This is a genomic window from Nocardia sp. NPDC049707 (genome assembly GCF_040674855.1).
Lineage (GTDB): Bacteria > Actinomycetota > Actinomycetes > Mycobacteriales > Mycobacteriaceae > Nocardia.
Map to the genome: position 1 here is coordinate 43,793 of NZ_JBFANN010000020.1, position 21,837 is coordinate 65,629.

Annotated in this window: 57 protein-coding genes and 1 tRNA gene; 43 read left to right on the plus strand and 15 right to left on the minus strand. The window is 61.2% G+C overall.

Features of this window, described 5'->3' with window-relative positions:
- The first annotated feature begins 4 nt into the window (after positions 1 to 4).
- The 13 genes from AB0J29_RS19120 (at position 5) to AB0J29_RS19180 (ending at position 5,186) form a co-directional block, all read left to right on the plus strand.
- Positions 5 to 1,069 (plus strand): hypothetical protein, encoded by a 1,065-nt coding sequence (locus tag AB0J29_RS19120; RefSeq protein ID WP_364787443.1) that lies wholly within the window; start codon positions 5 to 7, stop codon positions 1,067 to 1,069.
- Complete coding sequence (locus AB0J29_RS19125) at positions 1,066 to 1,281, plus strand: hypothetical protein (RefSeq protein ID WP_364787446.1); 216 nt, start codon at positions 1,066 to 1,068, stop codon at positions 1,279 to 1,281. Before AB0J29_RS19120 ends, AB0J29_RS19125 begins: the two co-directional genes overlap by 4 nt.
- Entirely contained in the window at positions 1,278 to 1,577 is a 300-nt protein-coding gene (locus AB0J29_RS19130) for a hypothetical protein (RefSeq protein WP_364787449.1), read from the plus strand. The genes AB0J29_RS19125 and AB0J29_RS19130 overlap by 4 nt, the downstream gene beginning before the upstream one ends.
- A complete protein-coding gene (locus tag AB0J29_RS19135) occupies positions 1,574 to 1,882 on the plus strand; it encodes a hypothetical protein (protein ID WP_364787452.1) in 309 nt (102 codons plus the stop codon). The genes AB0J29_RS19130 and AB0J29_RS19135 overlap by 4 nt, the downstream gene beginning before the upstream one ends.
- The gene (locus AB0J29_RS19140; RefSeq protein WP_364787455.1) at positions 1,879 to 2,577 is read left to right on the plus strand and encodes a hypothetical protein; all 699 of its coding nucleotides are present in this window, start codon (positions 1,879 to 1,881) and stop codon (positions 2,575 to 2,577) included. The genes AB0J29_RS19135 and AB0J29_RS19140 overlap by 4 nt, the downstream gene beginning before the upstream one ends.
- 344 nt (positions 2,578 to 2,921) lie before the next feature.
- The gene (locus AB0J29_RS19145) at positions 2,922 to 3,215 is read left to right on the plus strand and encodes a hypothetical protein (protein WP_364787458.1); all 294 of its coding nucleotides are present in this window, start codon (positions 2,922 to 2,924) and stop codon (positions 3,213 to 3,215) included.
- Positions 3,212 to 3,433, plus strand: coding sequence for a hypothetical protein (locus AB0J29_RS19150; protein WP_364787461.1), 222 nt, complete (start codon positions 3,212 to 3,214; stop codon positions 3,431 to 3,433). The genes AB0J29_RS19145 and AB0J29_RS19150 overlap by 4 nt, the downstream gene beginning before the upstream one ends.
- Positions 3,430 to 3,588 carry a hypothetical protein gene (locus tag AB0J29_RS19155; RefSeq protein ID WP_364787464.1) on the plus strand — a complete coding sequence of 53 codons (159 nt, stop codon included), beginning with the start codon at positions 3,430 to 3,432 and terminating at the stop codon, positions 3,586 to 3,588. The genes AB0J29_RS19150 and AB0J29_RS19155 overlap by 4 nt, the downstream gene beginning before the upstream one ends.
- Positions 3,585 to 3,815 carry a hypothetical protein gene (locus tag AB0J29_RS19160; protein ID WP_364787467.1) on the plus strand — a complete coding sequence of 77 codons (231 nt, stop codon included), beginning with the start codon at positions 3,585 to 3,587 and terminating at the stop codon, positions 3,813 to 3,815. The genes AB0J29_RS19155 and AB0J29_RS19160 overlap by 4 nt, the downstream gene beginning before the upstream one ends.
- A complete protein-coding gene (locus AB0J29_RS19165; RefSeq protein ID WP_364787470.1) occupies positions 3,812 to 4,318 on the plus strand; it encodes a hypothetical protein in 507 nt (168 codons plus the stop codon). Before AB0J29_RS19160 ends, AB0J29_RS19165 begins: the two co-directional genes overlap by 4 nt.
- Positions 4,315 to 4,515 (plus strand): hypothetical protein, encoded by a 201-nt coding sequence (locus AB0J29_RS19170; protein WP_364787473.1) that lies wholly within the window; start codon positions 4,315 to 4,317, stop codon positions 4,513 to 4,515. The genes AB0J29_RS19165 and AB0J29_RS19170 overlap by 4 nt, the downstream gene beginning before the upstream one ends.
- Positions 4,512 to 4,880: an SLOG family protein gene (locus tag AB0J29_RS19175; protein ID WP_364787476.1), complete on the plus strand. Its 369-nt coding sequence runs from the start codon at positions 4,512 to 4,514 to the stop codon at positions 4,878 to 4,880. Before AB0J29_RS19170 ends, AB0J29_RS19175 begins: the two co-directional genes overlap by 4 nt.
- A 9-nt stretch (positions 4,881 to 4,889) precedes the next feature.
- Positions 4,890 to 5,186, plus strand: coding sequence for a hypothetical protein (locus tag AB0J29_RS19180; protein WP_364787479.1), 297 nt, complete (start codon positions 4,890 to 4,892; stop codon positions 5,184 to 5,186).
- On the opposite strand, the gene AB0J29_RS19185 is transcribed toward AB0J29_RS19180, so the two are convergent.
- The 15 genes from AB0J29_RS19185 to AB0J29_RS19255 all read right to left on the minus strand — a co-directional run bounded on the left by AB0J29_RS19185 (position 5,187) and on the right by AB0J29_RS19255 (position 10,476).
- Positions 5,187 to 5,312: a hypothetical protein gene (locus tag AB0J29_RS19185; protein ID WP_364787482.1), complete on the minus strand. Its 126-nt coding sequence runs from the start codon at positions 5,310 to 5,312 to the stop codon at positions 5,187 to 5,189.
- Positions 5,313 to 5,572: 260 nt separating this feature from the next.
- The gene (locus tag AB0J29_RS19190) at positions 5,573 to 5,722 is read right to left on the minus strand and encodes a hypothetical protein (protein WP_364787485.1); all 150 of its coding nucleotides are present in this window, start codon (positions 5,720 to 5,722) and stop codon (positions 5,573 to 5,575) included.
- A complete protein-coding gene (locus AB0J29_RS19195) occupies positions 5,715 to 6,092 on the minus strand; it encodes a hypothetical protein (protein ID WP_364787488.1) in 378 nt (125 codons plus the stop codon). Before AB0J29_RS19195 ends, AB0J29_RS19190 begins: the two co-directional genes overlap by 8 nt.
- Positions 6,089 to 6,370 (minus strand): hypothetical protein, encoded by a 282-nt coding sequence (locus AB0J29_RS19200; RefSeq protein WP_364787491.1) that lies wholly within the window; start codon positions 6,368 to 6,370, stop codon positions 6,089 to 6,091. The genes AB0J29_RS19195 and AB0J29_RS19200 overlap by 4 nt, the downstream gene beginning before the upstream one ends.
- Complete coding sequence (locus AB0J29_RS19205; RefSeq protein ID WP_364787494.1) at positions 6,367 to 6,636, minus strand: hypothetical protein; 270 nt, start codon at positions 6,634 to 6,636, stop codon at positions 6,367 to 6,369. The genes AB0J29_RS19200 and AB0J29_RS19205 overlap by 4 nt, the downstream gene beginning before the upstream one ends.
- Positions 6,629 to 6,784, minus strand: a complete 156-nt coding sequence (locus AB0J29_RS19210; protein WP_364787496.1) for a hypothetical protein — start codon at positions 6,782 to 6,784, stop codon at positions 6,629 to 6,631. The genes AB0J29_RS19205 and AB0J29_RS19210 overlap by 8 nt, the downstream gene beginning before the upstream one ends.
- Positions 6,785 to 6,927: 143 nt before the next feature.
- Positions 6,928 to 7,140, minus strand: a complete 213-nt coding sequence (locus AB0J29_RS19215; protein WP_364787499.1) for a hypothetical protein — start codon at positions 7,138 to 7,140, stop codon at positions 6,928 to 6,930.
- 38 nt (positions 7,141 to 7,178) lie between these two features.
- A tRNA-Asn gene (locus tag AB0J29_RS19220) sits at positions 7,179 to 7,257 on the minus strand.
- A gap of 24 nt (positions 7,258 to 7,281) precedes the next feature.
- Entirely contained in the window at positions 7,282 to 7,548 is a 267-nt protein-coding gene (locus AB0J29_RS19225; protein ID WP_364787502.1) for a hypothetical protein, read from the minus strand.
- A 108-nt stretch (positions 7,549 to 7,656) separates the two neighbouring features.
- Positions 7,657 to 7,971 (minus strand): hypothetical protein, encoded by a 315-nt coding sequence (locus AB0J29_RS19230; protein WP_364787505.1) that lies wholly within the window; start codon positions 7,969 to 7,971, stop codon positions 7,657 to 7,659.
- Positions 7,972 to 7,999: 28 nt separating this feature from the next.
- The gene (locus AB0J29_RS19235) at positions 8,000 to 8,380 is read right to left on the minus strand and encodes a hypothetical protein (RefSeq protein ID WP_364787508.1); all 381 of its coding nucleotides are present in this window, start codon (positions 8,378 to 8,380) and stop codon (positions 8,000 to 8,002) included.
- Between the two features lie 191 nt (positions 8,381 to 8,571).
- Complete coding sequence (locus AB0J29_RS19240; RefSeq protein ID WP_364787511.1) at positions 8,572 to 9,054, minus strand: hypothetical protein; 483 nt, start codon at positions 9,052 to 9,054, stop codon at positions 8,572 to 8,574.
- Positions 9,055 to 9,129: 75 nt separating this feature from the next.
- Complete coding sequence (locus AB0J29_RS19245) at positions 9,130 to 9,588, minus strand: hypothetical protein (protein ID WP_364787514.1); 459 nt, start codon at positions 9,586 to 9,588, stop codon at positions 9,130 to 9,132.
- A 50-nt stretch (positions 9,589 to 9,638) separates the two neighbouring features.
- A complete protein-coding gene (locus tag AB0J29_RS19250; RefSeq protein ID WP_364787517.1) occupies positions 9,639 to 9,899 on the minus strand; it encodes a hypothetical protein in 261 nt (86 codons plus the stop codon).
- Positions 9,900 to 10,197: 298 nt separating this feature from the next.
- Positions 10,198 to 10,476 carry a hypothetical protein gene (locus tag AB0J29_RS19255; protein ID WP_364787520.1) on the minus strand — a complete coding sequence of 93 codons (279 nt, stop codon included), beginning with the start codon at positions 10,474 to 10,476 and terminating at the stop codon, positions 10,198 to 10,200.
- Between the two features lie 189 nt (positions 10,477 to 10,665).
- Between AB0J29_RS19255 and AB0J29_RS19260 the strand changes: the two genes are divergently transcribed.
- The 30 genes from AB0J29_RS19260 (at position 10,666) to AB0J29_RS19405 (ending at position 21,801) form a co-directional block, all read left to right on the plus strand.
- Complete coding sequence (locus tag AB0J29_RS19260; RefSeq protein ID WP_364787523.1) at positions 10,666 to 10,791, plus strand: hypothetical protein; 126 nt, start codon at positions 10,666 to 10,668, stop codon at positions 10,789 to 10,791.
- Positions 10,788 to 11,081 (plus strand): hypothetical protein, encoded by a 294-nt coding sequence (locus tag AB0J29_RS19265; protein ID WP_364787526.1) that lies wholly within the window; start codon positions 10,788 to 10,790, stop codon positions 11,079 to 11,081. Before AB0J29_RS19260 ends, AB0J29_RS19265 begins: the two co-directional genes overlap by 4 nt.
- Positions 11,082 to 11,094: 13 nt before the next feature.
- Complete coding sequence (locus AB0J29_RS19270; protein ID WP_364787529.1) at positions 11,095 to 11,454, plus strand: hypothetical protein; 360 nt, start codon at positions 11,095 to 11,097, stop codon at positions 11,452 to 11,454.
- The gene (locus tag AB0J29_RS19275) at positions 11,451 to 11,642 is read left to right on the plus strand and encodes a hypothetical protein (RefSeq protein ID WP_364787532.1); all 192 of its coding nucleotides are present in this window, start codon (positions 11,451 to 11,453) and stop codon (positions 11,640 to 11,642) included. The genes AB0J29_RS19270 and AB0J29_RS19275 overlap by 4 nt, the downstream gene beginning before the upstream one ends.
- Positions 11,639 to 11,878, plus strand: a complete 240-nt coding sequence (locus tag AB0J29_RS19280; protein ID WP_364787535.1) for a hypothetical protein — start codon at positions 11,639 to 11,641, stop codon at positions 11,876 to 11,878. The genes AB0J29_RS19275 and AB0J29_RS19280 overlap by 4 nt, the downstream gene beginning before the upstream one ends.
- Complete coding sequence (locus AB0J29_RS19285; protein ID WP_364787538.1) at positions 11,875 to 12,105, plus strand: hypothetical protein; 231 nt, start codon at positions 11,875 to 11,877, stop codon at positions 12,103 to 12,105. Before AB0J29_RS19280 ends, AB0J29_RS19285 begins: the two co-directional genes overlap by 4 nt.
- Positions 12,102 to 12,257 (plus strand): hypothetical protein, encoded by a 156-nt coding sequence (locus AB0J29_RS19290; protein ID WP_364787541.1) that lies wholly within the window; start codon positions 12,102 to 12,104, stop codon positions 12,255 to 12,257. Before AB0J29_RS19285 ends, AB0J29_RS19290 begins: the two co-directional genes overlap by 4 nt.
- Complete coding sequence (locus AB0J29_RS19295) at positions 12,254 to 12,415, plus strand: hypothetical protein (protein WP_364787544.1); 162 nt, start codon at positions 12,254 to 12,256, stop codon at positions 12,413 to 12,415. The genes AB0J29_RS19290 and AB0J29_RS19295 overlap by 4 nt, the downstream gene beginning before the upstream one ends.
- Complete coding sequence (locus tag AB0J29_RS19300; RefSeq protein ID WP_364787547.1) at positions 12,412 to 12,945, plus strand: hypothetical protein; 534 nt, start codon at positions 12,412 to 12,414, stop codon at positions 12,943 to 12,945. The genes AB0J29_RS19295 and AB0J29_RS19300 overlap by 4 nt, the downstream gene beginning before the upstream one ends.
- A 542-nt stretch (positions 12,946 to 13,487) precedes the next feature.
- A complete protein-coding gene (locus AB0J29_RS19305; RefSeq protein WP_364787550.1) occupies positions 13,488 to 13,859 on the plus strand; it encodes a hypothetical protein in 372 nt (123 codons plus the stop codon).
- The gene (locus AB0J29_RS19310; protein ID WP_364787553.1) at positions 13,856 to 14,149 is read left to right on the plus strand and encodes a hypothetical protein; all 294 of its coding nucleotides are present in this window, start codon (positions 13,856 to 13,858) and stop codon (positions 14,147 to 14,149) included. The genes AB0J29_RS19305 and AB0J29_RS19310 overlap by 4 nt, the downstream gene beginning before the upstream one ends.
- Complete coding sequence (locus AB0J29_RS19315) at positions 14,146 to 14,271, plus strand: hypothetical protein (protein WP_364787556.1); 126 nt, start codon at positions 14,146 to 14,148, stop codon at positions 14,269 to 14,271. Before AB0J29_RS19310 ends, AB0J29_RS19315 begins: the two co-directional genes overlap by 4 nt.
- Positions 14,272 to 14,276: 5 nt before the next feature.
- Positions 14,277 to 14,471, plus strand: a complete 195-nt coding sequence (locus AB0J29_RS19320; protein ID WP_364787559.1) for a hypothetical protein — start codon at positions 14,277 to 14,279, stop codon at positions 14,469 to 14,471.
- Between the two features lie 611 nt (positions 14,472 to 15,082).
- Entirely contained in the window at positions 15,083 to 15,337 is a 255-nt protein-coding gene (locus AB0J29_RS19325) for a hypothetical protein (protein WP_364787562.1), read from the plus strand.
- Between the two features lie 150 nt (positions 15,338 to 15,487).
- A complete protein-coding gene (locus AB0J29_RS19330; protein ID WP_364787565.1) occupies positions 15,488 to 16,102 on the plus strand; it encodes a hypothetical protein in 615 nt (204 codons plus the stop codon).
- A complete protein-coding gene (locus AB0J29_RS19335; protein ID WP_364787568.1) occupies positions 16,099 to 16,503 on the plus strand; it encodes a hypothetical protein in 405 nt (134 codons plus the stop codon). The genes AB0J29_RS19330 and AB0J29_RS19335 overlap by 4 nt, the downstream gene beginning before the upstream one ends.
- Positions 16,504 to 16,514: 11 nt before the next feature.
- Complete coding sequence (locus AB0J29_RS19340) at positions 16,515 to 16,799, plus strand: hypothetical protein (protein ID WP_364787571.1); 285 nt, start codon at positions 16,515 to 16,517, stop codon at positions 16,797 to 16,799.
- Positions 16,796 to 17,143 carry a hypothetical protein gene (locus AB0J29_RS19345; protein WP_364787574.1) on the plus strand — a complete coding sequence of 116 codons (348 nt, stop codon included), beginning with the start codon at positions 16,796 to 16,798 and terminating at the stop codon, positions 17,141 to 17,143. Before AB0J29_RS19340 ends, AB0J29_RS19345 begins: the two co-directional genes overlap by 4 nt.
- Positions 17,140 to 17,424, plus strand: a complete 285-nt coding sequence (locus AB0J29_RS19350) for a hypothetical protein (protein ID WP_364787577.1) — start codon at positions 17,140 to 17,142, stop codon at positions 17,422 to 17,424. The genes AB0J29_RS19345 and AB0J29_RS19350 overlap by 4 nt, the downstream gene beginning before the upstream one ends.
- Positions 17,424 to 17,573, plus strand: coding sequence for a hypothetical protein (locus AB0J29_RS19355; RefSeq protein ID WP_364787580.1), 150 nt, complete (start codon positions 17,424 to 17,426; stop codon positions 17,571 to 17,573). Before AB0J29_RS19350 ends, AB0J29_RS19355 begins: the two co-directional genes overlap by 1 nt.
- The gene (locus AB0J29_RS19360) at positions 17,570 to 18,085 is read left to right on the plus strand and encodes a hypothetical protein (protein ID WP_364787583.1); all 516 of its coding nucleotides are present in this window, start codon (positions 17,570 to 17,572) and stop codon (positions 18,083 to 18,085) included. The genes AB0J29_RS19355 and AB0J29_RS19360 overlap by 4 nt, the downstream gene beginning before the upstream one ends.
- Positions 18,078 to 18,323, plus strand: coding sequence for a hypothetical protein (locus tag AB0J29_RS19365; RefSeq protein ID WP_364787586.1), 246 nt, complete (start codon positions 18,078 to 18,080; stop codon positions 18,321 to 18,323). Before AB0J29_RS19360 ends, AB0J29_RS19365 begins: the two co-directional genes overlap by 8 nt.
- Positions 18,316 to 18,672, plus strand: coding sequence for a hypothetical protein (locus tag AB0J29_RS19370; RefSeq protein ID WP_364787589.1), 357 nt, complete (start codon positions 18,316 to 18,318; stop codon positions 18,670 to 18,672). Before AB0J29_RS19365 ends, AB0J29_RS19370 begins: the two co-directional genes overlap by 8 nt.
- Before the next feature lie 259 nt (positions 18,673 to 18,931).
- Positions 18,932 to 19,249 (plus strand): hypothetical protein, encoded by a 318-nt coding sequence (locus AB0J29_RS19375; protein ID WP_364787592.1) that lies wholly within the window; start codon positions 18,932 to 18,934, stop codon positions 19,247 to 19,249.
- Positions 19,246 to 19,473 (plus strand): hypothetical protein, encoded by a 228-nt coding sequence (locus AB0J29_RS19380; protein ID WP_364787595.1) that lies wholly within the window; start codon positions 19,246 to 19,248, stop codon positions 19,471 to 19,473. The genes AB0J29_RS19375 and AB0J29_RS19380 overlap by 4 nt, the downstream gene beginning before the upstream one ends.
- Positions 19,474 to 19,556: 83 nt before the next feature.
- Positions 19,557 to 19,916 carry a hypothetical protein gene (locus AB0J29_RS19385; RefSeq protein ID WP_364787598.1) on the plus strand — a complete coding sequence of 120 codons (360 nt, stop codon included), beginning with the start codon at positions 19,557 to 19,559 and terminating at the stop codon, positions 19,914 to 19,916.
- A 193-nt stretch (positions 19,917 to 20,109) separates the two neighbouring features.
- Positions 20,110 to 20,295, plus strand: a complete 186-nt coding sequence (locus AB0J29_RS19390) for a hypothetical protein (RefSeq protein ID WP_364787601.1) — start codon at positions 20,110 to 20,112, stop codon at positions 20,293 to 20,295.
- Positions 20,292 to 20,762, plus strand: coding sequence for an RNA methyltransferase (locus AB0J29_RS19395; protein ID WP_364787604.1), 471 nt, complete (start codon positions 20,292 to 20,294; stop codon positions 20,760 to 20,762). The genes AB0J29_RS19390 and AB0J29_RS19395 overlap by 4 nt, the downstream gene beginning before the upstream one ends.
- A gap of 14 nt (positions 20,763 to 20,776) precedes the next feature.
- The gene (locus AB0J29_RS19400; RefSeq protein ID WP_364787607.1) at positions 20,777 to 21,565 is read left to right on the plus strand and encodes a nucleotidyltransferase domain-containing protein; all 789 of its coding nucleotides are present in this window, start codon (positions 20,777 to 20,779) and stop codon (positions 21,563 to 21,565) included.
- Positions 21,562 to 21,801, plus strand: coding sequence for a hypothetical protein (locus tag AB0J29_RS19405; RefSeq protein WP_364787610.1), 240 nt, complete (start codon positions 21,562 to 21,564; stop codon positions 21,799 to 21,801). The genes AB0J29_RS19400 and AB0J29_RS19405 overlap by 4 nt, the downstream gene beginning before the upstream one ends.
- Positions 21,802 to 21,837: the final 36 nt, after the last annotated feature.

A 21,837-nucleotide genomic window follows, 5' to 3' on the forward strand; every position in this document is an offset into this window, starting at 1 on the left:
GCAAATGCGGCAGGAACGCTCCGGCTACGATCATTCGATCAACCAGGACGACTGCCCACACTCCTGGTGCCACGAAAAATGGCACGGGCTGGCGATCACCCGACGCATGAGGGAAATGCGATCGAAATGGCATTCCAGCGTCCACTACTACGAAGACGAACGACGCGTCTCCGACGATGTAGTCGCCGAACTGGATGCCTACCGGTATGACGAAGACGACTCCGAAGTCATCTGCCCTGGCTCAAGCTTCGTAGGCGAATTCACGCCACCCGAACCACGGTCGAGAGGTGATCTCGGCGACGGATACCCGTCAGCGTCCGAAATGATCAATGCCGCAGTGCAGCTGTATGGCGACCTGTTCACGGCGTCTACGGGCATACCCGCACTTCCCGACTGGTGCGGCGATCCGGTGGACGGGCGCGGATGGACATTCAGCGACGTCGATACTCTGCGCCGCAGTGTGCAGCAGTTGCGGGCCATAAACTCATGGCCGAACCCGTTCCTGCCCGGTGAGCGGCCACAATCGAACGAGATCGAGTTCTACGGTGGCCCGCGACATCGGGAAACGCTCACTGTCGACGACGTTGCCCGACTGGACGTTATCCGGATAGTGCCGCCAGTCGCCTTCACGGTCGCGGACTTCGACCCCAGCAACCTCATTGTCAACATGCCTACACCCATCGAATACCGGCGCACCGGCTGGAACGCTGAGACTCGTCGTTGGGTGTACAGCACTGAGAGTGATTGGCGTCCACAGTGCGGTTACTGCCGTCGACAGCCTGTACGCGACTTGGACGACAAGTACTGCCAAGACTGTGTACGGGACCTGATCGTCGCTGAAAGTCACCGCGAAGGCGTCAGATACGCACAACAGCACGGCATTCAGCGCCCAGTCGTTGCCACTCACGAAAGTCACATTCGCGGAATGGATCTGGAGATGTTCCGGATTCACGTCATCGACTGGCCAGACGACCAAACGCACCGACTTTTGCGGCAGCGAGCTTTGCTCGCCGGTCACCCACTCGAATCGTTCTACGCCAACCCCGACAGCACGGAGCAAGCAGCATGAGTATCCGGACGGAAGCCTACGAGACCCGCGTCAGCGAGAAATGGTTCATCGCCGTCTCGGACCTGAGGCTCGGTGACCTGCGGGCCGTGATCTCCGCATGTGAAGGGATGCCAGACGGAGCGTTCGTGGAGGTCGGCAAGTTGACAGCGAGCCCCGATAGGGAACGCGTCTCGTTCGGCAAAGTGCTGGTTCGATCGGAGCAGGCCGCGTGAAGCATGCCGAATTGCCGCGTGATCGTATGCAACTCACGATCGGCGAAATGGAAATCGGGGAAACCGGATACACGAACCTCGCAGCATTGTTCGTCGATCAGGAACGACGGCTTTGGCTACACCCCTCATGTGACGTCACGCGCGAACCAACCACATACATAGTGCTCGACGACCGCACCATGCCGATAGGTCGTGGCGCAGACGGATATGTCGTCACGTTGAAACCCCGCGAAATCGTCGGACGCGGAACACCACGCGTCGGATCCATCCCGGTCGCTGAATGGTTGACAGCATGAGCGACGATGACCGGAAGCAACTCGCGGCCCGCGCACTCGCCTGGGCGAAATCGAACGACGGTGGACGACTCGGAGTGTGGTGGCCATGCGGCAGCAAAACCGGCGACGGCTCCCAACCAATCATGTCCGTCCTATGGGACCACGGCGGAACAGGCGAACTCGGCGTGTTCTATGACGAGGAATCCGCAGACGACATGGAAATAATCTGCGACATCTTCAACTGGGCACTCGAAGAACTCGCACCAAGCGAACGCGGATTCTACGGGCAACGCACCTACCTAGCCGACGAGGAACAAGCAGCATGACCGCGACTGAAAGCGCTCTCGTTTACCGCGGATGGCCGCGCCTCTGCTACGACATGATGTACAAGGTCAGCGGAGTCGACGGCCTACCAGAGAAGTACGAAACCCTCCGCGCGCACCTTGAACACGCACTCACAGGCACCCGCAACACGACACCAGCGCGCGTGTCCGAAGACCTCGCCGCCGCGCTCATCGCTGACACTTCGATCCTCGACCTGTTCGTCGAATTGCACGAATTGAACGCGAAAGTCACAGCAGAGGAAGCGGCAACCGCGGCAGCGTATAGGCGCGCCGATCGCAGTCGCCCAACCGTCGCCGAACTCCTCAACAGGGCTGGCGAAATCATGGAGCAATCCAACGGAGTCTGCCGCGGCCACTTCTTCGACTCGCAAGCTGGCACCTACACGGCTTGGGGTGCCATCTACAAAGCGGTCACTGATGGCCCGTGGGTTGTGCGCCACAACGGCCGTGTGATGTGGCCTGGCTGGGCTGACCGTTGGATGCAACGCGCGGACGAATTCACGTTGCAGGCGTTGGGAATCGACATCACCGGGCGTGACGTCGACTTCTACGACGGCCTGTTCGTGGATGTGCCGGAAACGATGGTGTGGAACGACGCGCCAGAACGAACGAAAGAGGAAGTCGCAGCCATGCTGCGGCAGGCAGCAGTCTTGGCGGGGGAGAGGGAAGCAGGATGACCGATACCTGCACGACGTGCGGTAAACCCGCGGATCCGCACCCATACCGGCACCCCATCACACTGCGGATGACAGTCAGGAAGCCTGAACCGGCTGCGATATACCAGCCTCCAGCGTGCTGCGGCGAGGTCTGCGGGTGGGCCGAGCGCGCCGGTTTCTGGGTTTGTGCGAGGCGGATCAACCACCGGTACAGCGATGCTGGTGAACCCGTGGATCAAGACGGCAACACCGAGTGGCAAGCGCAGATCGTTGCGGCCCGCCGCGCCCACCCAAGCCGAATGATGGGATAGCCATTGAACGCTGAAGACATCCGCCGCGAAGCCATCGAGCGGATAGCGCGCAAGATGTTCGGCATCGATCCGCGCGAGCGCGACCGCTGGGAATCAGCGTATCTGGCGCCCGAGGTCCGCGACCACTACCGCAAGTACGCAGGCATGTTCGTTGATGCTCTCGGTGACCTGCTGCCGACCGGCGCCCATTGGGGCACCCACAACGATGACTGCGACTGCCATGTCGACGGCCCCTGCGTGTACTCGAAAGACGAAGCGGCATGGCGCAAAACCATGGCACCCGACGACACACTCTTTCGCCGCTACATCACCACCTGGCAGCCGATCGAAGGAACCGAAGCAGCATGAATATCGCCGAACTGATCGCGAAATACGAAGACGATGACCATGAGATGTTCAACCCCGACGCCAAAGCCATCTACGGCGCCATCCGCCAGGCGTGGCGAGACCCTGCCAGCCGCAAGCGATATTGGCACGACTACGACGACCAAATCGAAGGTCTAACCAGGCTCGGCGCCTACATCGCCGTCGAGCTGGGGGCGCGCGCACGCGGTGAGGCAGCATGAAGCGGGAAACCGCACTCAGGCACATGAACCTATGCCTCGATGCTGCCGGACTCGGGCAACCGAACTCCGAACTGGACTACTTCGGCGAACAAGACGCTGAACAACTGTTGGAAAAAGCTGCCTGGTGGGCACAGATAGCGGAGGCACTGAAATGACCAACCTCGAACAACTCATCGCGGCCCAGAAAGCGAACGGCCGCGGGCTGCTTCGCATCGAGCTGCATCACCCAGACGGTAACCGGGTCAGCGAAATCAACGCGAACGTGAACCCGAACGACATGAACCCCGACCGGTTCCCGAACAGTGTCCTCAACACCGCAACCGACATGCTCATGCAGGCTGTACGCGCGTGGGCACTCGACGACCAGGAGAACGCTGCGTGAGCGTGTACACGATCCGTGTCGACGGCAGCGAATCCACCGGCCCCGAGGGTATCTATCTCGTGTGGGGCTACGACTGGGGTGGATACGATGCCCGCGAATGCGCGACCCTCGACGATGCTCTCCACACCTACTGGGCATGGGATGACAGCGACTACGGCGGTCCTGAATACATTGAAGGCCCAACCGGTGTCGTGCCCGCCAAGGATGTTGAAGCGTGGACGCGCGCCCAACGAGTCCGGTCGGACGAACGGTCCACCGCGTATCGTGCGTCGCTGTTCGGTCAGATACGCTATGCGGTCGAATTGCGTGAACTCGGTGGCAACACGGTCATCGAATTCGACTCAACTGAAGACCTTTCCGACGCTATCGGAATCATCGGCCGACTCAACCGGCCAGGACGCTGCCGCATCGTGCAGACAGTATTCACCGAAGACCGCGGATGGGTGACCGAACGCGTTGTCATCGACTGGGCGCCAACGAGCACGGAACAGCAGGCAGCATGAGTCGCTGGCAGACGCCTCGCACCCCGGACTATTTCCCGCGCATGAAATACCGGGCGCGGAAACGCCGCAAGCATATAGACCTGCAACTTCAACCCCCATCCTACGAAGAAGTGAGCGAATGGCTCGAAGCGAAGCGGCTTCGCGACCTGGATGACGTTGCCGCGGAACTCAGCATCGACCTTGACGAAGCGGCATGACGCGTCGACTGCTCGTCACTGGTAGTCGAGATTGGCACGACCGGAAGACGATTCGTGACGCGCTCGTGCAAGCATGGCGCGACCTGCAACCCGGCCCCATCATCCTCGTCCACGGAGCAGCCCGCGGCGCCGACCAGATCGCCGCCGACATCTGGGCCAGTGGCGGCCTCGAAGACGAGCCACACCCCGCCGACTGGAAAGGTGACGGCCGAAAAGCTGGGCCGATCCGCAACCAACACATGGTCGACCTCGGCGCCGACCTGTGCGTAGCGTTCCCGATCGGTGACGGCTGGTCCGGAACGAGGGACTGCATGGAACGTGCACGGAAGGCTGGGATTCCGGTCCGTGTCATAGCGACTGGCTAGCATGAGTGTGTGCCTATCAACCCGCTGCCGCCGCCCTCTTGGCCGAACCATATGCCGATTGGGTTCCGCGAAGAAACGATCTTGGCGCGAGATCTTCCGAATGTCGCGCCAAGAGCCCGCCTGAAGCGTCCTGAAGGAATGCACGGACCGGTGCCGGAGGAGGAGGCAACCCTCTTGCTTGACGCATACCAGAACGAGAGCGGCGCTTGGGTTGCCGTGATCGATGAGAAGGGCACTCGAACAGAGATCGAATACCGGCCGGAGGACCAGTTGCAGATCGGGTACGTCCTGTACGAGGAGGGGTAGTCAGCCGACTTCGCCGCCCCAATGCTCCACGTTGTAGGCGTCGATCTGTTCACGGCACTGCGGGCACAGAATCCCGCCCGGACCGGCAGGCCGTTCATCGCACTTGCTGCATAGCTTCTCGCTCACCTGCTGATGATACGGAACCAGGCGTTCGGTACAGTCATCACGTCATTAACCAGCACGTGCGGTTATTGGCCATTACCCAACGAAGCCCCGAACCGTGGATGGTTCGGGGCTTTGGTGTCTCCGGTCGCGCTTACTCGGCGCGGCCTGCCAGAAGATCAATCGCGAACTTGGCCAAGTGGTAGGCGCACAAGGTCGTTGGCCCGTCGCTCGTATCGTCGCCAGGCTGCACCAAGGCAACATCAGCAGGTTCATCACACACGTCACAAGTCATCGTCATCCCGCCGTTCCGCTCGGTCGAACACTTCCCGCAAGCCAGCCTCTATATCGAGCACCTGACCAAGGTCGGCGACAAACGCGTCATGCATATCTTGGATCCGACGATCGACCGCAGACTCATCCAATTCAGTCAATATCCGGCTCCTGATCATCATCCCAACGCCCGAACTGCTCAGCCGGATACACGATGAACGCCACATCCGCGGGTGTCATCCCCAAATCGCGGGCGATCCGCTTGACTGGGGATGGTTCGTCATCCGGGAGCGCTTTCCACGCAGACCACACGACCTGTTCGGTTTCGGTCAACGCTGGCATCTTCGCGCGCAGGATTTCCCGCAACTGGTTGATCATGTCCACCAGCAGGTCAGGTGTCGGCTCCGAAGGCGGGCGTCCGCCCTCGAACTCGATTTCGGCTGTGTGCGGCACCTGGAGCAGCGCGTACCCGATACGTTTGATGTCGTTCCGCGAATACAGCGGGGCATCGTCGGGGACTCGTTCAGTCACGACTGCTGCCTTTCCTGGAACAGGTCCAGTTGCTCACGGAAACCTTCCTCGTCAAAGTCGTTGCTGTCCCACCATTCCAACGCCTGGAGCACGTCCGCGATCTCATCGCGTCGACGTTCGACTTCGGCGATAGCGTCGAGAATGCCTTGGACTTTCTGGGCAACATCGTCCGCGTAACCCAAACCGGCGAGACGGTCACGGGCCGCTTCGAGGTCGCTCTGTACCCCGACCTCGATCAGGTCCCGGCTGTACAGGTAGTTGTAGCTTCCGCCGCTCATGCTGCTGATCCTTCCACGTCACCCCGCCGCAGCGCCTTCCGATACCAGTCATCCTCGGCCACGCAATCAGCCGCCAACTCGTCCAGGCTCACCGGCCTACCCTCATACTCGGTGGTGACACGCTTGTACACGCGATAAACAGGCCAATCCGGATGCTTCAAGGCTTCCTGACGAACCTCACCTGCGCTGCTGGTCTCCATCCACAACACGCCCTCATCGGTCAACATTTGCAGCCAACGAGTCCGCTCCCACTTGCCGTCACTCATCGTTCTTCTCCTGTCCGTGCGCGTCCACAGCTGCCCTGGAACGCCGCATCACCTCTGCGGCAAGGCGGATCTTTTCCTCGTCCGGCAATGCCTGATACGCGTGCACTCGATCGCGGATATCAGCGGCCGGAACCTTCTCGTTATCCATCTCGTCTCTCTTCTTCCTGCCGATGCTTCGGTTTCCGCTCGTATGTCTTCCCGGACGGTTTCGGTTGCGCCGCATTCGACGACCGCAACCCTTGCCGACGACGCCACGCAACAAGATCCGGACGTTCAGGCTGGCCGTGCTCGTCAGGCTCGGTCATCTGCCTTGCCCCAATGCCGCGTGTCCGGGTTCCATGCCCAGCCGTCGTGGTCGCCCTCCGCGAAGAAGTCCAGCGCGCGGAGGGCGCCCGCGCCGTAACCTGCGCGATTGAGCGCGTCGACTGCGGTCGCACCCGGCAACACTTCACGCTGGCCGGTCAGCCAGTAGAAGGTCCAGGACTCCACTCGGGTTTCGGTCATTGCTTGATCCTTATGTGTGGTGGGTGGTCTTGCGGTTGTGGGTCGCGCAGGGGTTGAACCTGCGTCGCCGCGGGGTAATCGCCGTTCCCGCGCGCTCTGCCACTGAGCTAACGACCCTTGGGCTGTGGCGTTGCGCGACGATCACTGCCAAATACGCGTAAACCGGTAGATGACGTCGCACTCGCCGTCTTCATCGCTCCGGATGGCCCGGACGGTGTAGGTGTCGGAGGATTCGAAGCCGAAACAGGCGTCGGAACTCATGCGGTCACCGCGCCCGATGGCTTCAGCGATGCATTCGAGCGCATGGGACTTGGTGATCGGGCGCGACTCGACTGTTGTCATCCAAGAATCCTGGTCCCATTCACGGAACGAGACGCTGTACTCGATAGTGGTGATCATGGTGGCCATTTGAATCTCCTTGCAGGTCAGGGCTTGATGTAAAGGTTGGTGCCTGGTTCGGGGAGCGTCGTTGATCCCCTCCGGACGCCGTTGTCCGGGAACCAGGCTCGAATTAAGCTAGGGGCAGCAGGGGCAAGGGTCGGTCAGGTGGTATCCGTGTCCGCAATCCGTGGTGCTCGCGATCTTTCGGCCAGGACCGCTGATGAAATAGTCGGGATACGCCTCCACGTCTGCGACCGTGATTCGACGAGCAAGCACCTCTGCGTGCGGCACCGGAATGCTGGCGTGCCGGTCGAACTGGTCTTCCACACCCTCGACGGTCCAACCCCAGATGAGTTTGCCGCACGAGCAGCGACCGATCAGGATGTCGCGGCCATCGAATTCTTTGCCCGGCTCGAAGGTGATACTGCAAACGGGGGTAGAGCTGGTCATGGTTGTGGCCCTTTCGGTGAAAGTTAGATCAGGCTGCGACGAGATGCGCGGTCCGCGTGTAGGCGCGCAAACCGCAGTTCAGCGCCGGATCGGTCGGCGCGTACGCGCACACCTGGATCGCGCGGTCGTGCTTGATGGTCCAAATCTGCTGCGGGTCAACACCCGTGAGCGCGAGGTACGCGGCCTTGACCCGCTTGCCCGCGTGGCTGGCGTAGCGGCGCCGGAAATCCTCATCCGCACCCAGGTTGGTCAGGTGGGCGCCGATCGTGACCAGGGCGCCCGACGCGATGGCTGCGGTCACCTGGGCGCCGTTGCGGAACCGGACGACCGCGCGGGCGATACGAGCGCGGAGTGCGCGGAATGCTGCGATGCGGGCGGCGCGTGCCGGGTTGTAGGTGGTGGTGGTCACGGTAGGCCCTTTCGGTGGTGGTTCCTGCTATGAGATAAGCGTACACCTTGTTTACGATGCAGACAAGAGTTTTGCTTAGAAACGCAATCTCGGCAATCTTGCGTGACCCTCGCCCGCTCTGCTCATCACCCCCTAAAACGACGAGAACCCCCGGACAATCCGGGGGTTCTCGCGTTCAGTGGGCCGTGTTACTAAGAATGCATCGCCACCGATCGCCCATCTCGCGTGTGCACCAGAATCGTCGGCTTCTCGAACGTCAGCAAGCCGTCCTGCCTCTCAATCATCTGCGTGCGCACGATCGCAAACACCAACCCGCTCTCGCCAACAGGTTCGGTCACCACATCCACGGTGGATGTGAATGACACCTCCACTGCGTCCGCGGCTGCCTGCCCAGTCATCGCGAACCACCCGAACTTCTCCGGCTCGCCGTCCGGCCCGGTCACCGCAAACCCGCGGCCCGCCAAACCCACCAACGGCACTTGGCCTGTTACCTGCGCCCGCGGTTGGGACACACGTCGCGGCGTACCCGAAGTCATGCCAGGCGCAACCCATTCCCCACCCTCATGGGGCACGAACACCACGAACCGTTTCTCGTGGCTTTCGAGTAGTACCGCCGCGATCTCGTCGCGGGCCAACACTGCGACCGGCGCAGCTGAGATATCGAGATCGTGCACCACGCCAGCGGCTACGGCCACGGCTGGATGCTCTAAAACCGCTGTCAACGGTCGCTCCCTTCGCTCGACGTCACGCTAGCACTGCAAGGCGACAGGCAGGCTTGTGTCTTCGCTGAAGTCAACTGTCACATGCTTGCCGATCATCGCCACGTAAGTCGTGAACTGGCTGATACTTCCGCCAGCTGAGCACTCGTAAAAGAACACCTCCGTCTTGTCGGGGTCGGTCTCCTTGCTACTGCCGAACGCCACTCTGGAGCCGTTCTTGTTCAGGACGTACTCAATGTTGCGACCATCGGGTCGGCCCGTGCAATGCACCTCGTAGCCGAACTGAATGGGTGCGTTCGCAGCAACGCCTGACTTCGATGGCGGGATCGCGTGCACAAAGCATGTGACGTGATCGGCCGCGAGATAGTCCAGTGGGACGGCTTCGGCTATCCCGGTGGCGAATATGCCGGTGAACGCGGCTGCGGCGATTGCGGCAACTATCAGACATGCAGTACGCATGACTCCCCTTGCATTGGTACGGATGACCACGGATCTAGTGGCCAGCACCGCGCCCGAAGTGCCGGGCGCGACGCAAACGACTAGTCGGCGACGGTGAGATAGAAGACCGACAGTCCGAAGTCGAGCCGGTAACGGCCGTCCGCGTCGGCGTACATGTTGCAGCGGCAGTAGCGGAGCATGTCGAAGCTCTTCCACATCTCCGCGAGGTTGGCGGGTTCGCCAGGGGTTCGACGGTCGCGGTAGTACATGGCGGCAGTCGTGTTGGCGCGGACGCGGGCGTGTTCCTTACTTCCGCGTCGAACATGTCGCCAATCGTCGACGGCGAGGGCGGGGGCGGTCATCTGAATCTCCAATCAAGGCAAAGGGGTTCGGTGCGGCAGTCAACGGCTAGTAGCGGCCGAGCTTGGCGTTCTCGTAAGCCCCATCGCACAAACCGCACGTAATACGGTCCTCGCTCATCAGATAGGTGCCACGGCATTCACGGCAGCGGGGCCGAGCCTCACTGGCGCATTCCGTGCATCGACCGAAACGGTTGACGTACTCCTGTTCCCACTCTTCAGCGATCCGGCTGCGGCACTGCGGGCAACGGGTTGGGACAGTCATTGGTGTCTCCAATCGGGGCGGAAAGGTTCGAGGTGTTCAGCCGCGGGGCGCGAATGTGCCGGGCAGGTAGAAATCCATCTGACGCGGATCGGTCATCCGCTCGATGTCGATGGGGTATCCGTACACCTTGGTCAAGCCCATATCGGCGGCCACGGTGCGGATGGTGCGCTGCTCGTCCTCGGTGAAGTTGATCTCGAAGACTGGGGTGTACACCTGTACGCACTCCTTGTCGCCGGGGGAGACGCGGCAACGGGCCTTGATGCCCTGGTTCTTGAGCTGGGCGCGGATCGCGGCGGCGGTGTCCTTGGCGGTCATCTCGTTCTCCTTGCCTGTGCTGGTGATGTCTTCGACCGTACACTGTGTTTACGATCGAAGCAAGAGTCTGCGAGCAAAACAAGAAAATTTCCGAAACACCCCGAAATCCTTGCTTGCATCGCAGACGCATGTTTAGTGTGTAAACACAACACCAACCCGGCTGGCACCGGAACCACAGGAAGCGACCCCATGAGCGACACCGACTTCGAATGGATCCCCACCATCCACGGCCCCTGCAACGGCCAAGGCTGCCGCGAATGCGGTCACACCGGCGAGATCACCGTCCGAATCAACGTCGAGGAGTACGCGGCATGAACGCCACCCAGCAAGTACGAGACCTCCTCCGCATCCACGACCTTCGCTTGGTCGGACGTATCGGAGCGGACCACCTGTTCGTCGACGGATGCGACATCTGCCCGAAACCGGCGGTCATGCTCACCGAAACCATCACCCTCGAAGGACGCGGCGCGACCCACGAGGGCGGCATCTACTGCCTCGGCCACGGCACAGCAGCCGTCGACCTCCTTATGTGGCAGGTCATGGACGAAATCACCGTCACAGTCCCCGCCGAACTCGTCGCCAGCTACGGCGCACTCGCAGCCTAGGAAGGACCACCCCATGCGCGACATCACCGAAACCCAGGCTCGGAAAGCCCTCGGCCTCCCCATCAAAGACTCGCGTGTCGACTTCGAGATCGACTGGAACGGCAAGGAATTCAGGGACTCCGAATGCTGCCTCGACGGCTGGCACGACTCGGCCGCTGTCCACGTCGACTGGACGCGCGTTGGGTTCGACGCAGACACCGACAGGCCCAACAGCCTGACCGTCGAAGAGGAGGCGTTCTGCTGGAACCACGCCCGCACCGAACTGGCCGAAATCCTCATCGCGACTGAGCCGTTCGCCCACGACGAGGACATCTACATCAAGGTCGTAGTCAACGGCTGGTACCTGCGGTACGCGCTCCAGGTGGCGGCATGAACACCGATACCGCCGCGATCCTGCGGAAACACGTGCCAGAGACCATCACCCAAGGCGATGGAGATGGCGTACTCGTTGACTGCGCGTGCGGTGCCGAGATCAAAGGTGTCATGCCCAGGCATATCGAATCGGCCGTTGGTGCCGTCCTCTACGTCATGGCTGACCACCTCAGTGAGGTGATGCCGTGAAAACCAGGCACGACGACCTGAAACACGTCACCTACTACGGTGACGCACCCATCCGCGACCACGGCGGGTACGGCGTCGACACCTCGGTTCAGGACGGCACGAACCTTCTGGGTTTGAAAGTCGCGCTCGACGCGAGCATGCGCAAAGGGATCCGCGCTGACCTCAACCCCACCGAAGTCGCCGAACTCCGCGACCGGTGTGACGCATTCCTTCAAGACCACCAGGAGCCGAAATGAGCTACAGCCCCGCCACTATCGCCCGCACAGACCAGTACGCGGCAGAAGCGAACATGCGTCTCGACCGCTACCTGACTTTGTTGCGGGACGACTTCGCGCGCAGAGAAAAGACCGGCGCAGACGTGGCTGAAGTGGCTGCGATCCTCCAGGCAACGGGTGTTCACCCGACCCTGCTGGGCATCTTCGCTGCCGCGCTCGTCCGGCTCGTGAACGAGGAACCGAAATGACCACAACGACAACGGTTTCGAGCGATGCGGTTGCCCATCTGATCGACGGTTTGCACGCGATCGAACACCACCTTCGATGGGACAACCAAGGCGCGGTTGCCGCCCAAATCAAAGCACTCACCGACCGATTCGAGAGAGACAGCCGACCATGAGCGAACTCGCCCCCCTGCGCGCCCAGATCGCCGCCGAACTGGACAAACATCGCGCAACTTCCACCCGATGCGACGACGACTACAAGAACCCGGTCCGCAAAGGCTACGACCTCGGCCTGACCAAGGCCCTGGAACTGATCGACCAGGAGACGAAATGAGCGAGCACACCAGCGAAACCATCTGGTTCGCCATCAAACTCCCCAACGGGGAACTCTGCGCCGACCTGCCCGGTGGTTCCGGCCACAACAACCCCGAGTTCACCGGTTTGCCGGACGGCACATGGATATACACCTGGGACGCTGCCGACGATGCCACCGCAACCCTGCACTCTCTGAGCCTGGATGTTAGCCACTTCGGGTTGACGGAAACGTTCCGGGAACTGGCGAAGGTCGTACAGGTACGGATCACGACTCGCATGGAAATCCTGGATGCAGTCGACGATCCGATCGTGGAAGCCGAAGTTGAGGGGCTGACCGAGCCGCGCAGGTGGAAGAGAGCCGTCGAAGCACCCTGGGGCAACGTCCTTTTCAGGCCGGACGGTTTGGAGCATGTAGGGAATCCGATTCGGTGGATGAGACGGGCAATCGTCGACAGCTTCACCGAAATGTATCCGGGCGAACCCTCGCGCATCGTGACCGCTGACGACATCGACGCACGGTTCAATGGTTTCGTTGAGGTGTTGTCGTGACCGAGTTTTTCGTGTACCGCGCACCCGATCACCGTTGGTGGGTATCGGAGAAGAGCAACGGCCAATGGTGGGAACCCGTGCAGGATTTCGCCACCTGGGGTGAAGCATTCCACCGCGCATACGTGCTCGCGACAGACGACCGCTCCCGCTACCGATTCCACCCGGTCTCATCGACTTCAAGGATCGCATCATGACTGACCCGAAGCTCGGTGATCTCCGCTTTTCGGCTAACAAGATAAGACGGCGGCGTCGTACCAATCCGTCTCGCTATTCATATGTGACCACCTACGAAGAACTCCGCCAAGAAGTGGGGAAGATCGCAAATCTTCGATCATGCCCGCCAGAGGTCCGCTCAGCTCTCCTTGAGGTTGCCGGATTTAACGCATTCTAACCGATATCCCTACAAGCCTCCCGCGCTGGCCGCAGCACCCAGGAAAATGCGCGCGCTCGACGGCCAGCCAGGAGGAGGAGCGCGGCGCCCGAGATCGACCACCAAATCTCTCGGGCGCCGCCCCTACCAAATACCCCAACCAGGAGAACCAATGTCCCACAACATCCCGCTCATGCGGATGATCCACCGCCAAATCATCAGCAACCCCAACAACCATGACCAAGGCGACTACCGGCTGTGCGTCGCCGGCTGGGCTATCAAACTCGATGGCCACTGGGGATTGCTGCGCCTCGACGCCGAAATCGGCGCAGGCATCCAGGTACTCGACTTCCGCACCGGTGAAACCGGATACACCGATGTCATCGCCGCGCGCCTTCTCGGGCTCGTGCCAGACGAAGCGCATTACCTGTTCCAGGTAGCGGACAACCATGCTGCTGTCGCCTGGTTGGAAGACGCTATCGCCACCTACGACGGCCGCATTCTTGATGCCCTCGACTGGCCTATCGGTGAGGTGACCGCATGAGCGCGATCGGTGGATACGGGTCGCCTCTGAACACCCGTATCGAAGACCTCGCAGAGGCTGCGGATTGGGCGGCCCGTCGCCACGGGCACGGTTCCGTACAGGCCGAGGAGGCGTTGCAGCGGTATTTGTGTGCGCTGGAGTCGATCACAGCGCAACGGACCGATGAGGACGGCGCGCATTCGTTCGACCCGTACCAGCCGAAACCGACACGCAAGAGTGTGGCTGTGATCCTCGCGGCCCGCAACGGGAATCGGAAACGCGCAATCACCAGTAGGAGGAAAGCCGCATGAACAACTTGATTTTGCTTGCCGCCGAGAACACTTCGGACGCGATGACGTGGCCCGAGGTCATCGCTTTTCTTTCGCTCGTCGCGTTCGGGGCGTTCATTATCTGGCTGATGGCTAGGGGTTGACTCTGATGATTACCACGGAGACGGGCGCGACGGTCGCCCTGGATGTTGATAGTGATACGCCGAGTGGGCAGCCGTATGCGGCGCTCACGATCAGCAACGGCATGCGCAGCCTCGTTGTCGCGCTTGACCGTGACGAGTTGCAGACGCTCATGTTGAACGCTGCTGGGGTATGGACGGCGTTGGGGGATGCCGTTCGGTAGCTGCTGTTGGTGTTGAGAGGGCGGAGAGCATGTCTCTCCGCCCTCTTTGTTGTGTTCGCATTGTTGATTTTGTTTGCGATGCAAGCTAGAGTTTCGCTTGTAAACGTAAGAACGTAATCGGTCAGCAAATCACGCTGTGAGCTGGCGATACACGACCCAAAACCAGGAGGTTCCCGTGACAACAGCACGTCAACAGCTACTGCGAACGGCAGCGTTAATCGCGTGCATACCGCTCCTCCTGGTCGGGGTTGTCGTCGCCACCATCGCCGCGGCGGTGCATGCATGAGCAAGCGCGTAGACCCGTTTGCCGGGGCGAAATGCCAAACCCCCGAACATGACGCGTGGATGCGGAAACATCATGCGTCCGCGTGGGATTGGCACGTCGACGGCGAAGACGACCGGGCAGCAGAACGGCGTCGGAATTGGGCGGCCAGACAGTGCGAAGCCTGCCCCGAACTGGTGCGACTGCGCTGCCGCAACCTTCACACCGAACTGCAAAACGGCCAGTACCTTCGCGTGCCTGGTGTTTGGGGCGGAATCATCCACCCCGACAAAGAACCCGAACCGCCCGCGGAAGGGCAAGACACCCTGCCATTCGAAGAGGAAGCAGCGTGAACGGCGGACCTGAGTTGAACGACCAGTGCGCCGATGCGTTGAAAGACGCTACCGCTCTCCTACACGCGTTCGCGGCTGATGACCCGAACGGGTTCCGGGTGATCTTGACCCATTGCGACCTGTTCTCAACGGTTCTCGCGCTGGCCGCACTGGCCACAGCGTTCGCCGTCAAAGCAGGCATCGACATCGACCTATACGCGCGGCTCGCGCTCAACAAAATCAACACACCGGAGCAAAACAGTGATTCGTGACGAACTGTACGACACCAGTTGGGGCAAAGCGATTTTGATCGGCTTGCAACGCCTCCCACACATCTACGAGGGCACTGTCCCGCCTGAAGTGGTAGCGCAACGGCGCGCCAAGAACAAAGCCGCACGCAAATCCAGGAAGGCGAACAAGCGATGAGTCTGCTCATGGAGGAGTCGTACCGCGGCTTCCTCAACTACGTCGGTGGACACGAGATGACCATCCTTCACGAGGATGGCCTGTACCGGCACGTGAGGTTTGGGCGGCCCGGTAGCTGCGGCTGGTTCCAGCTCGTTACCTGGCCCGGATACCTGTCCATCACAGGCGATTTCGAGTCCTTCACGTTCGCACGTATCCCGGACATGTTCGAGTTCTTCAAGGAACGTGACGGCTACATCAACCCTGGCTATTGGGCTGAAAAGCTGGTCGCGCAGGGAACGAAGATCGAGGCTGTCTCGGCGGAGAAGTTCACGTCCGCGGTTGTGCATGACTTTTGGGAGCGGCGCGACGATTCGATCGGCGAGAACGCCGCATTGTTCCGGGCGATCCGTGAGGATTTGCTCGACCAGGCGGGACATGGTTTCGAGCGGCACGCGCTCGATGAGTTCCGCCACTACCTCGACGACGGCACCAAGTTCACATTCGAGGACTGGTGGGAGTGGGACCTCAACGACTGGTCCATCCACTACCTGCGTGCCTGCCACGCCATCGTGTGGGGCATCAACAAGTACCAGGCCGCCGTAGCCGAGAAGGCAGCGGTTGCAGCATGAGCGCTCGCAAGTACGTGTGGCGTCTGGTGGTCGATTTCTGGCCAACCGAGAATGGAAAGCCGTTCGCGGAGCAGGGCTTCGACTACTGGGCCAGGATTGTCAACGCGTTGAAGGGCGGCGAACCCGTACCGGACTGGATGCCGAAAGATCTTGACCGTTGGCTGCCCGATAGCGGCTACCTGGGAGAGCGGCACGGTTACCTGATCTGCGACGGCGACGACGGCGACTGGGAGACCGGTTATCCGGGCTGGCGGCAGGACATGTTGTACGTCCCGTATGTGTCCTCGAAGCGGTATTTGACGCGGGGGAGGCTCCCCGCTCGTCTCGAAGAGTTGCGTGCGTGGGGCTGTGACGCGCATATCGAGCGCGCCGAAATGGGCGAATGGGAGAAAGCCGCGTGACTAGTCCAGAAATGTTGATGCGTAAGCCGTGGCTTGCTGCTGAGCCTGAATCCATTTGGGACATCACAGGCGAGTACCCGTACGGCGGCACCTTCACGAACTGTCTCGCGCTCGTGCTGCCGCTTCACGTCACTGACGGGCATTTGCTGTTCGAATTCCTGCCGCCCGCTGGGGGATACGGCTTGGGATCGCACATCTCGCCCAACTGGATCACCCACGCCCGCCGCCTGATCTTGGTGGAAGCGAACAACCCAACCGAAGCCTACTTCGCTGACGAACAGGACTTCATCCGATGAGCGACCGCGACCAGCTCGCCGCCCTACTTGCTCGATCCCGGCGCGGCATCACAGCGAAAGTCAACGACAACGACCGCTATCAAGCAGGTGACGTAATCGCCGCTGGCTGGCAGCCGCCCGCCCGCAGGATCGAAACACCCGAGGAACTGGACGCGCTGCCGTTTATGTCCATCATCCTCGCCTTCGGCGTGAGCCACCAGGCGGTGCCCGACCTCGACGACCACACACCCGTCTGGGTGAGACCAGCCGCCCAGTGCACCGAGAGCAGCGCGACCGTACTGGCACACGCCCGAGGTGCAGGCGTCATCGTCCTGTGGACTCCGACCGAGGCGGGCACCGAATGACCGCCACCGTTCCGCCCGCGTTCGTGTACCTCCAGCGTGCCGAGACGCTGATACGCGAACTCCCCGCTGGCACCCAATTCGTCAACGCCGACATTTACGCGCGGATGCGTGCCGCGGGCTGGCCTGACATGACCGAACCACGCGTATTCGGGCCGCTACTGCAACGACTCAACCGTGCAGGTGTCATCGAAAAAGCAGGCGTGCAGGCCACCACCGCCCGATCACACGGGGGAGTGGCATCCGTATGGCGACGCACCCAAACAACTGAGGAGACCGACTGATGAGCACCTTCGAAGACGCCCTCGTAGAGGGCAAGCTCCACGTCGATGGGCGGCCCGTAGTCGATTGGGAATGGGACCGCACGACCGGCCGAGTTGAACTGTTCCTCGCTGCCGACTGGGAAGTGCCCGAGAACGGAGGCAACCAGTGAGTGACACCCGAGAAGCGTTGGTGCACTTGCTCTATGAGCATCAACTCACAGGCCGAGTGTGCATGGGTTGTCGCGCCTGCCCCGATCTGGAATTCATGAACAGTGTTGAACACGCCGAACACGTTGCCGACCTGATCGCCAAAGAGTTCGCGGTTACCCCACACTCGGAAATCGGGACAGACCTGCACACCCTCCGAATCTACGGCGCATCCGACGACCTTCTCGAACTCGAAGACTACATCCACGACGAGTATGAGGTATACAGGCCGACAACACTCGTCTTGACTGCTCCCAGCGGTGCTCAGCTTGCGATCGAAGCGGATTTCTGTCCGGTCGGTAGCTCGTTGACGGACGTTGGTGACGGCTGGGTCCTCACCGTCCAACATGCCGACCCGGCATGGACATATCCGGTGCGGTTGAACGTGCGCCCGGACCGCGACAGCGACCCAGCCATCGAACTCGACGTACCCGAGGGGACAAGCATCCTGCTGTGGGGAGAAGACGATGACTGATCGCCTGACCGACGAGCGCCTGAGCCAACTCCGCGACGACTGGCGCGTGTGCACCAACGCGGGCGAGCGCGCCATGGCCGCCGAACTGCTCGAACTCCGCACGGCCATCGCTCGTGTGACGGCTCTCGCCGACACCTGGGACAACACCACCGAACTCGACACCGGAAACCGAAGCATCGTGTGCGGCGCGTTCGCGTCCGCATTGCGAGACGCATTGGAAGGCAAACGAAATGGATGAACTGATCACGGTTGAAGAGGCGCGCTGTGAACTCGATGGCGTTGTGGGCAGGCTTGGGCTTATCGCCGGAATAGATTCCCTGCCAACTGTTCTCGTCGAACTTGACCGGGTGACGATCGCGCTCGACGTGTTGCGGGCGGATCGGGCACAGGAACTCGTGGCAATCGCAGCCAAACAACAGCGGGACGCGAAACGCATCGAAGACCTGGAATCGCTGGCCGATTGTGTGCGCTCAGCCCTGTCCGGGCATCCCCGCTGCGATGTTCACCCCGATACCGGTCCCGTGTCGTGCGGGTGGAAGCGGGCCGTGGCGGACGTGCAACACGCCTTGGGGGAGGTGCCGCAGTGAACCCGACCGGTCATGTCCTCGTCAGGGTCAACCATTTGGCTGCGAGTTACACAGCGTACTGCCTGTGCGGATTCCACACGGTCAGCTACAGCAAGGCGCATGCGATGGCGAACCTGTACAGCCACACGATCCACGCGAGTATGCCGAAATGCCCGACACCACATAAAAAGGTGTACCCGAACCAGGTGCATGCCGAGAACGCGATAGCGCGGTTCGTGAACCGGTCAGTACCTGGCGCTCGACCAGCACGCGCCTACAAATGCCCATCCGGGCAGCACTGGCACACCACCAAATCCACTGCACGCGAAAGAAACGCAGCATGAGCACCCAGATAGACGAACGCGTCGCCAGCATCGGACAACTTGAGTATTCGGTCGAATGCGACGTGTGCCAGAAAGCAGCACACTTCTTCGCTGATGGCCACGGGTGTGGACACGCCTACATGTGCGGGAAGTGTCTTGCCGACCATCAAGACTACGTCGATTGGATTCTGGAACTCGACGGCGTCATCGGCTGCTTCGCGTGTCCACGCGAGTTCAACAAGTACGACGAGTTCGTTCAGGTGATGCCACTGTGAACGCTGAAACAACCAACGAACAGACTTGCGTTGAATGCGGCAACCGTGCTGAGTTCCACGTCGACAACCACGGGTGCGGGGAAGCTGTTGCGTGCGGGAGATGCATCGCAAAGAACCGTGATGAGTTCAACGACAAGGTCGCACGTAACGGCAAGACGAACTGCTTCGTCTGCTGGGCACCGTTCACCCGATTCGGGGACTTCACGAAGGTGGTGACGCTTTGACACCCGTCACTGTGACGATTGAGTTGCCTTGGACTGCGCCCCCGCTTTCGATGAACGACCGCGGCCTGACACGTGGCGCCGCGATGGCGAAAGCAGCACTCACGCGTGAGATCCGGGAAACGATGGTCGCGCTCGCTGTCGCGGAGAACCTGCCGCAGCATGCGAGTTTCGCTGTCCTGCAACTGCATTACCAGCCGCGGGACAGTCGCCGCCGAGACACAGACAACCTAATCGCGACGCTCAAACCGCTTGCCGATGCCATGACACCCGCACGGGTGCACGGCACGCGGGTTGTCCCTGGTTACGGGCTGGTCGCGGATGACACCCCGGAATGGATGTCGAAGCCAGAGCCGATCATTCACCCGCCCGTCAAAGGTGAAGGCGGACGCATGTGGCTCGACATCATCTACACGCTACCGACCGACCAGGAGCAAGCCGCATGACCGTCGAATTGGGTCCGTTGATGCAGTGCCCGCCCGAACTGCTGCCAGACCGCAGAACCGGCGTTTGCGGGCGGGGATGCGACCTCAGGTACGAGCACGACGGGATTTGCGCAGAGGTCAGTTCGTCCGGGCTTGTCGTACGGGTGATCCAACGCGCCGAGTGGGAATTCGGTGAAGCGGGAGTGGATTGGCTGTGACCTACCCCGAAGAGTTGATCGACGACCTGATCGACGAATGGCAGCACGGCAACGGGCTCAGTGTCTCGCTGCCCGAATTCCTGGGCATGACCGAAGACCAGTACGCCCGCTTTGTGATGTGCAAGATGCCCGTCGAAGAACTCGCGGCATGGGCGGCGAAACGTCAGGAGGATGCGGTATGACCGCGGGCTATTTTGGGGTTGCGGTGCATAATCCGAAGACCGAAGCTAACGTCGGCACGCTCTGGCGGTCAGCCAAAACGTATCAGGCCAGCATGATCGCCACAGTCGGGCCACGCCGGTACGAATACCAGTCCAGCGACACATGCAAGACACACAAGTCGCTGCCGTTGATCAAGTTCACCGACATCGATGACCTGATCACACACTTGCCGCACGGCTGCCAGCTCATCGCGGTCGAACTGTCCGACCGCGCAGTCAGCCTCACCAGGTTTCAGCACCCGAACCAGGCCGTCTACCTGTTGGGGGCGGAAGACCGAGGCATCCCCGACCATGTGTTAGCGAAATGCCATCACGTCGTACAGATCCCGTCACCAGAAGCATGGTCACTGAACGTCGCAGTGGCGGGAAGCCTGATCATGTTCGATCGGTTCTCGAAACGGTCGAAAACCACTGGAGAAGCAGCATGACAAACCCTCACAGCTTGCCGACGTTCAAGCAGATCGCCGACGAGAACACCGTCCTTCGCGGGCAAGTTGGCTCCGGACTGCACGGTGTCACGACCGGTAACGATGACCGTGACGAAATGGGCGTCGCACTCGAACCTCCCGCCTACGTCATCGGCAATGCGAAGTTTGAGCAATACCAGTGGCGGACGCAGCCGGAGGGCGTGCGGTCTGGCAAGGGTGACCTTGACTTGGTCATCTATTCGTTGCGCAAGTGGGCAAGGCTTGCAGCGCAGGGCAATCCGACCGTGCTGTTGCTGATGTACATCCCGCCACAGGAGATCGTGTACATCAACGACGTCGGCCGCGACATCCAAGCCCATCCCGAACGGTTCCTGTCACGTGACGCCGCCTTCCGGTTTGGTGGCTACTTGCAGGCACAGAAGGAACGGATGCTCGGGTTGCGATCCCAGCGGACGAACCGGCCGGAGTTGATCGAACAGATGGGGTTCGATGGGAAATTCGCTTATCACATGGTGCGCCTGGGTATTCAGGGCGTCGAGCTGCTGACCACAGGCCGAATCACGCTGCCGATGCCCGAGCCGGACCGCACATGGTTGCTAGAGCTGCGCCGCGGCGAGCACACGAAAGAAGAAGCGCTCGACCGCGCTGACGACCTGCTGAACCAGCTCAACACGCTCGCCAAGACTGCGGACCTACCTGCGAAACCCGACCAGGGCGCGATTAACCGCTGGCTGACGGATACCTATACGGCGTGGTGGGAAAGCAATGGGCTGATCGGTGCACGAAATGAGGTGGCGGCGTGATCCCTGGTTTTGATCGTGCGGCGATGATGGCGAAACTGAATCGTCTGCGGGAGGTTATGCCCGAGGAGAAGATTTTCCTGCAACGCGCGGACGGCGCACTCATGTTGTCCCCACTAGCTGCGAAGAAGCTCGCGGAAATGGATGCGCAGGACCAGGAAGATTGGCGGGACGCGCATCGCGCGGAAGCAGCCGCGGTTGTTGCGCGCCTGTTTGCTGACGGCGAAAACGCGGCATAAGTTCCCTGACGCATCGATAAGCCCGGGTTCGCGCTC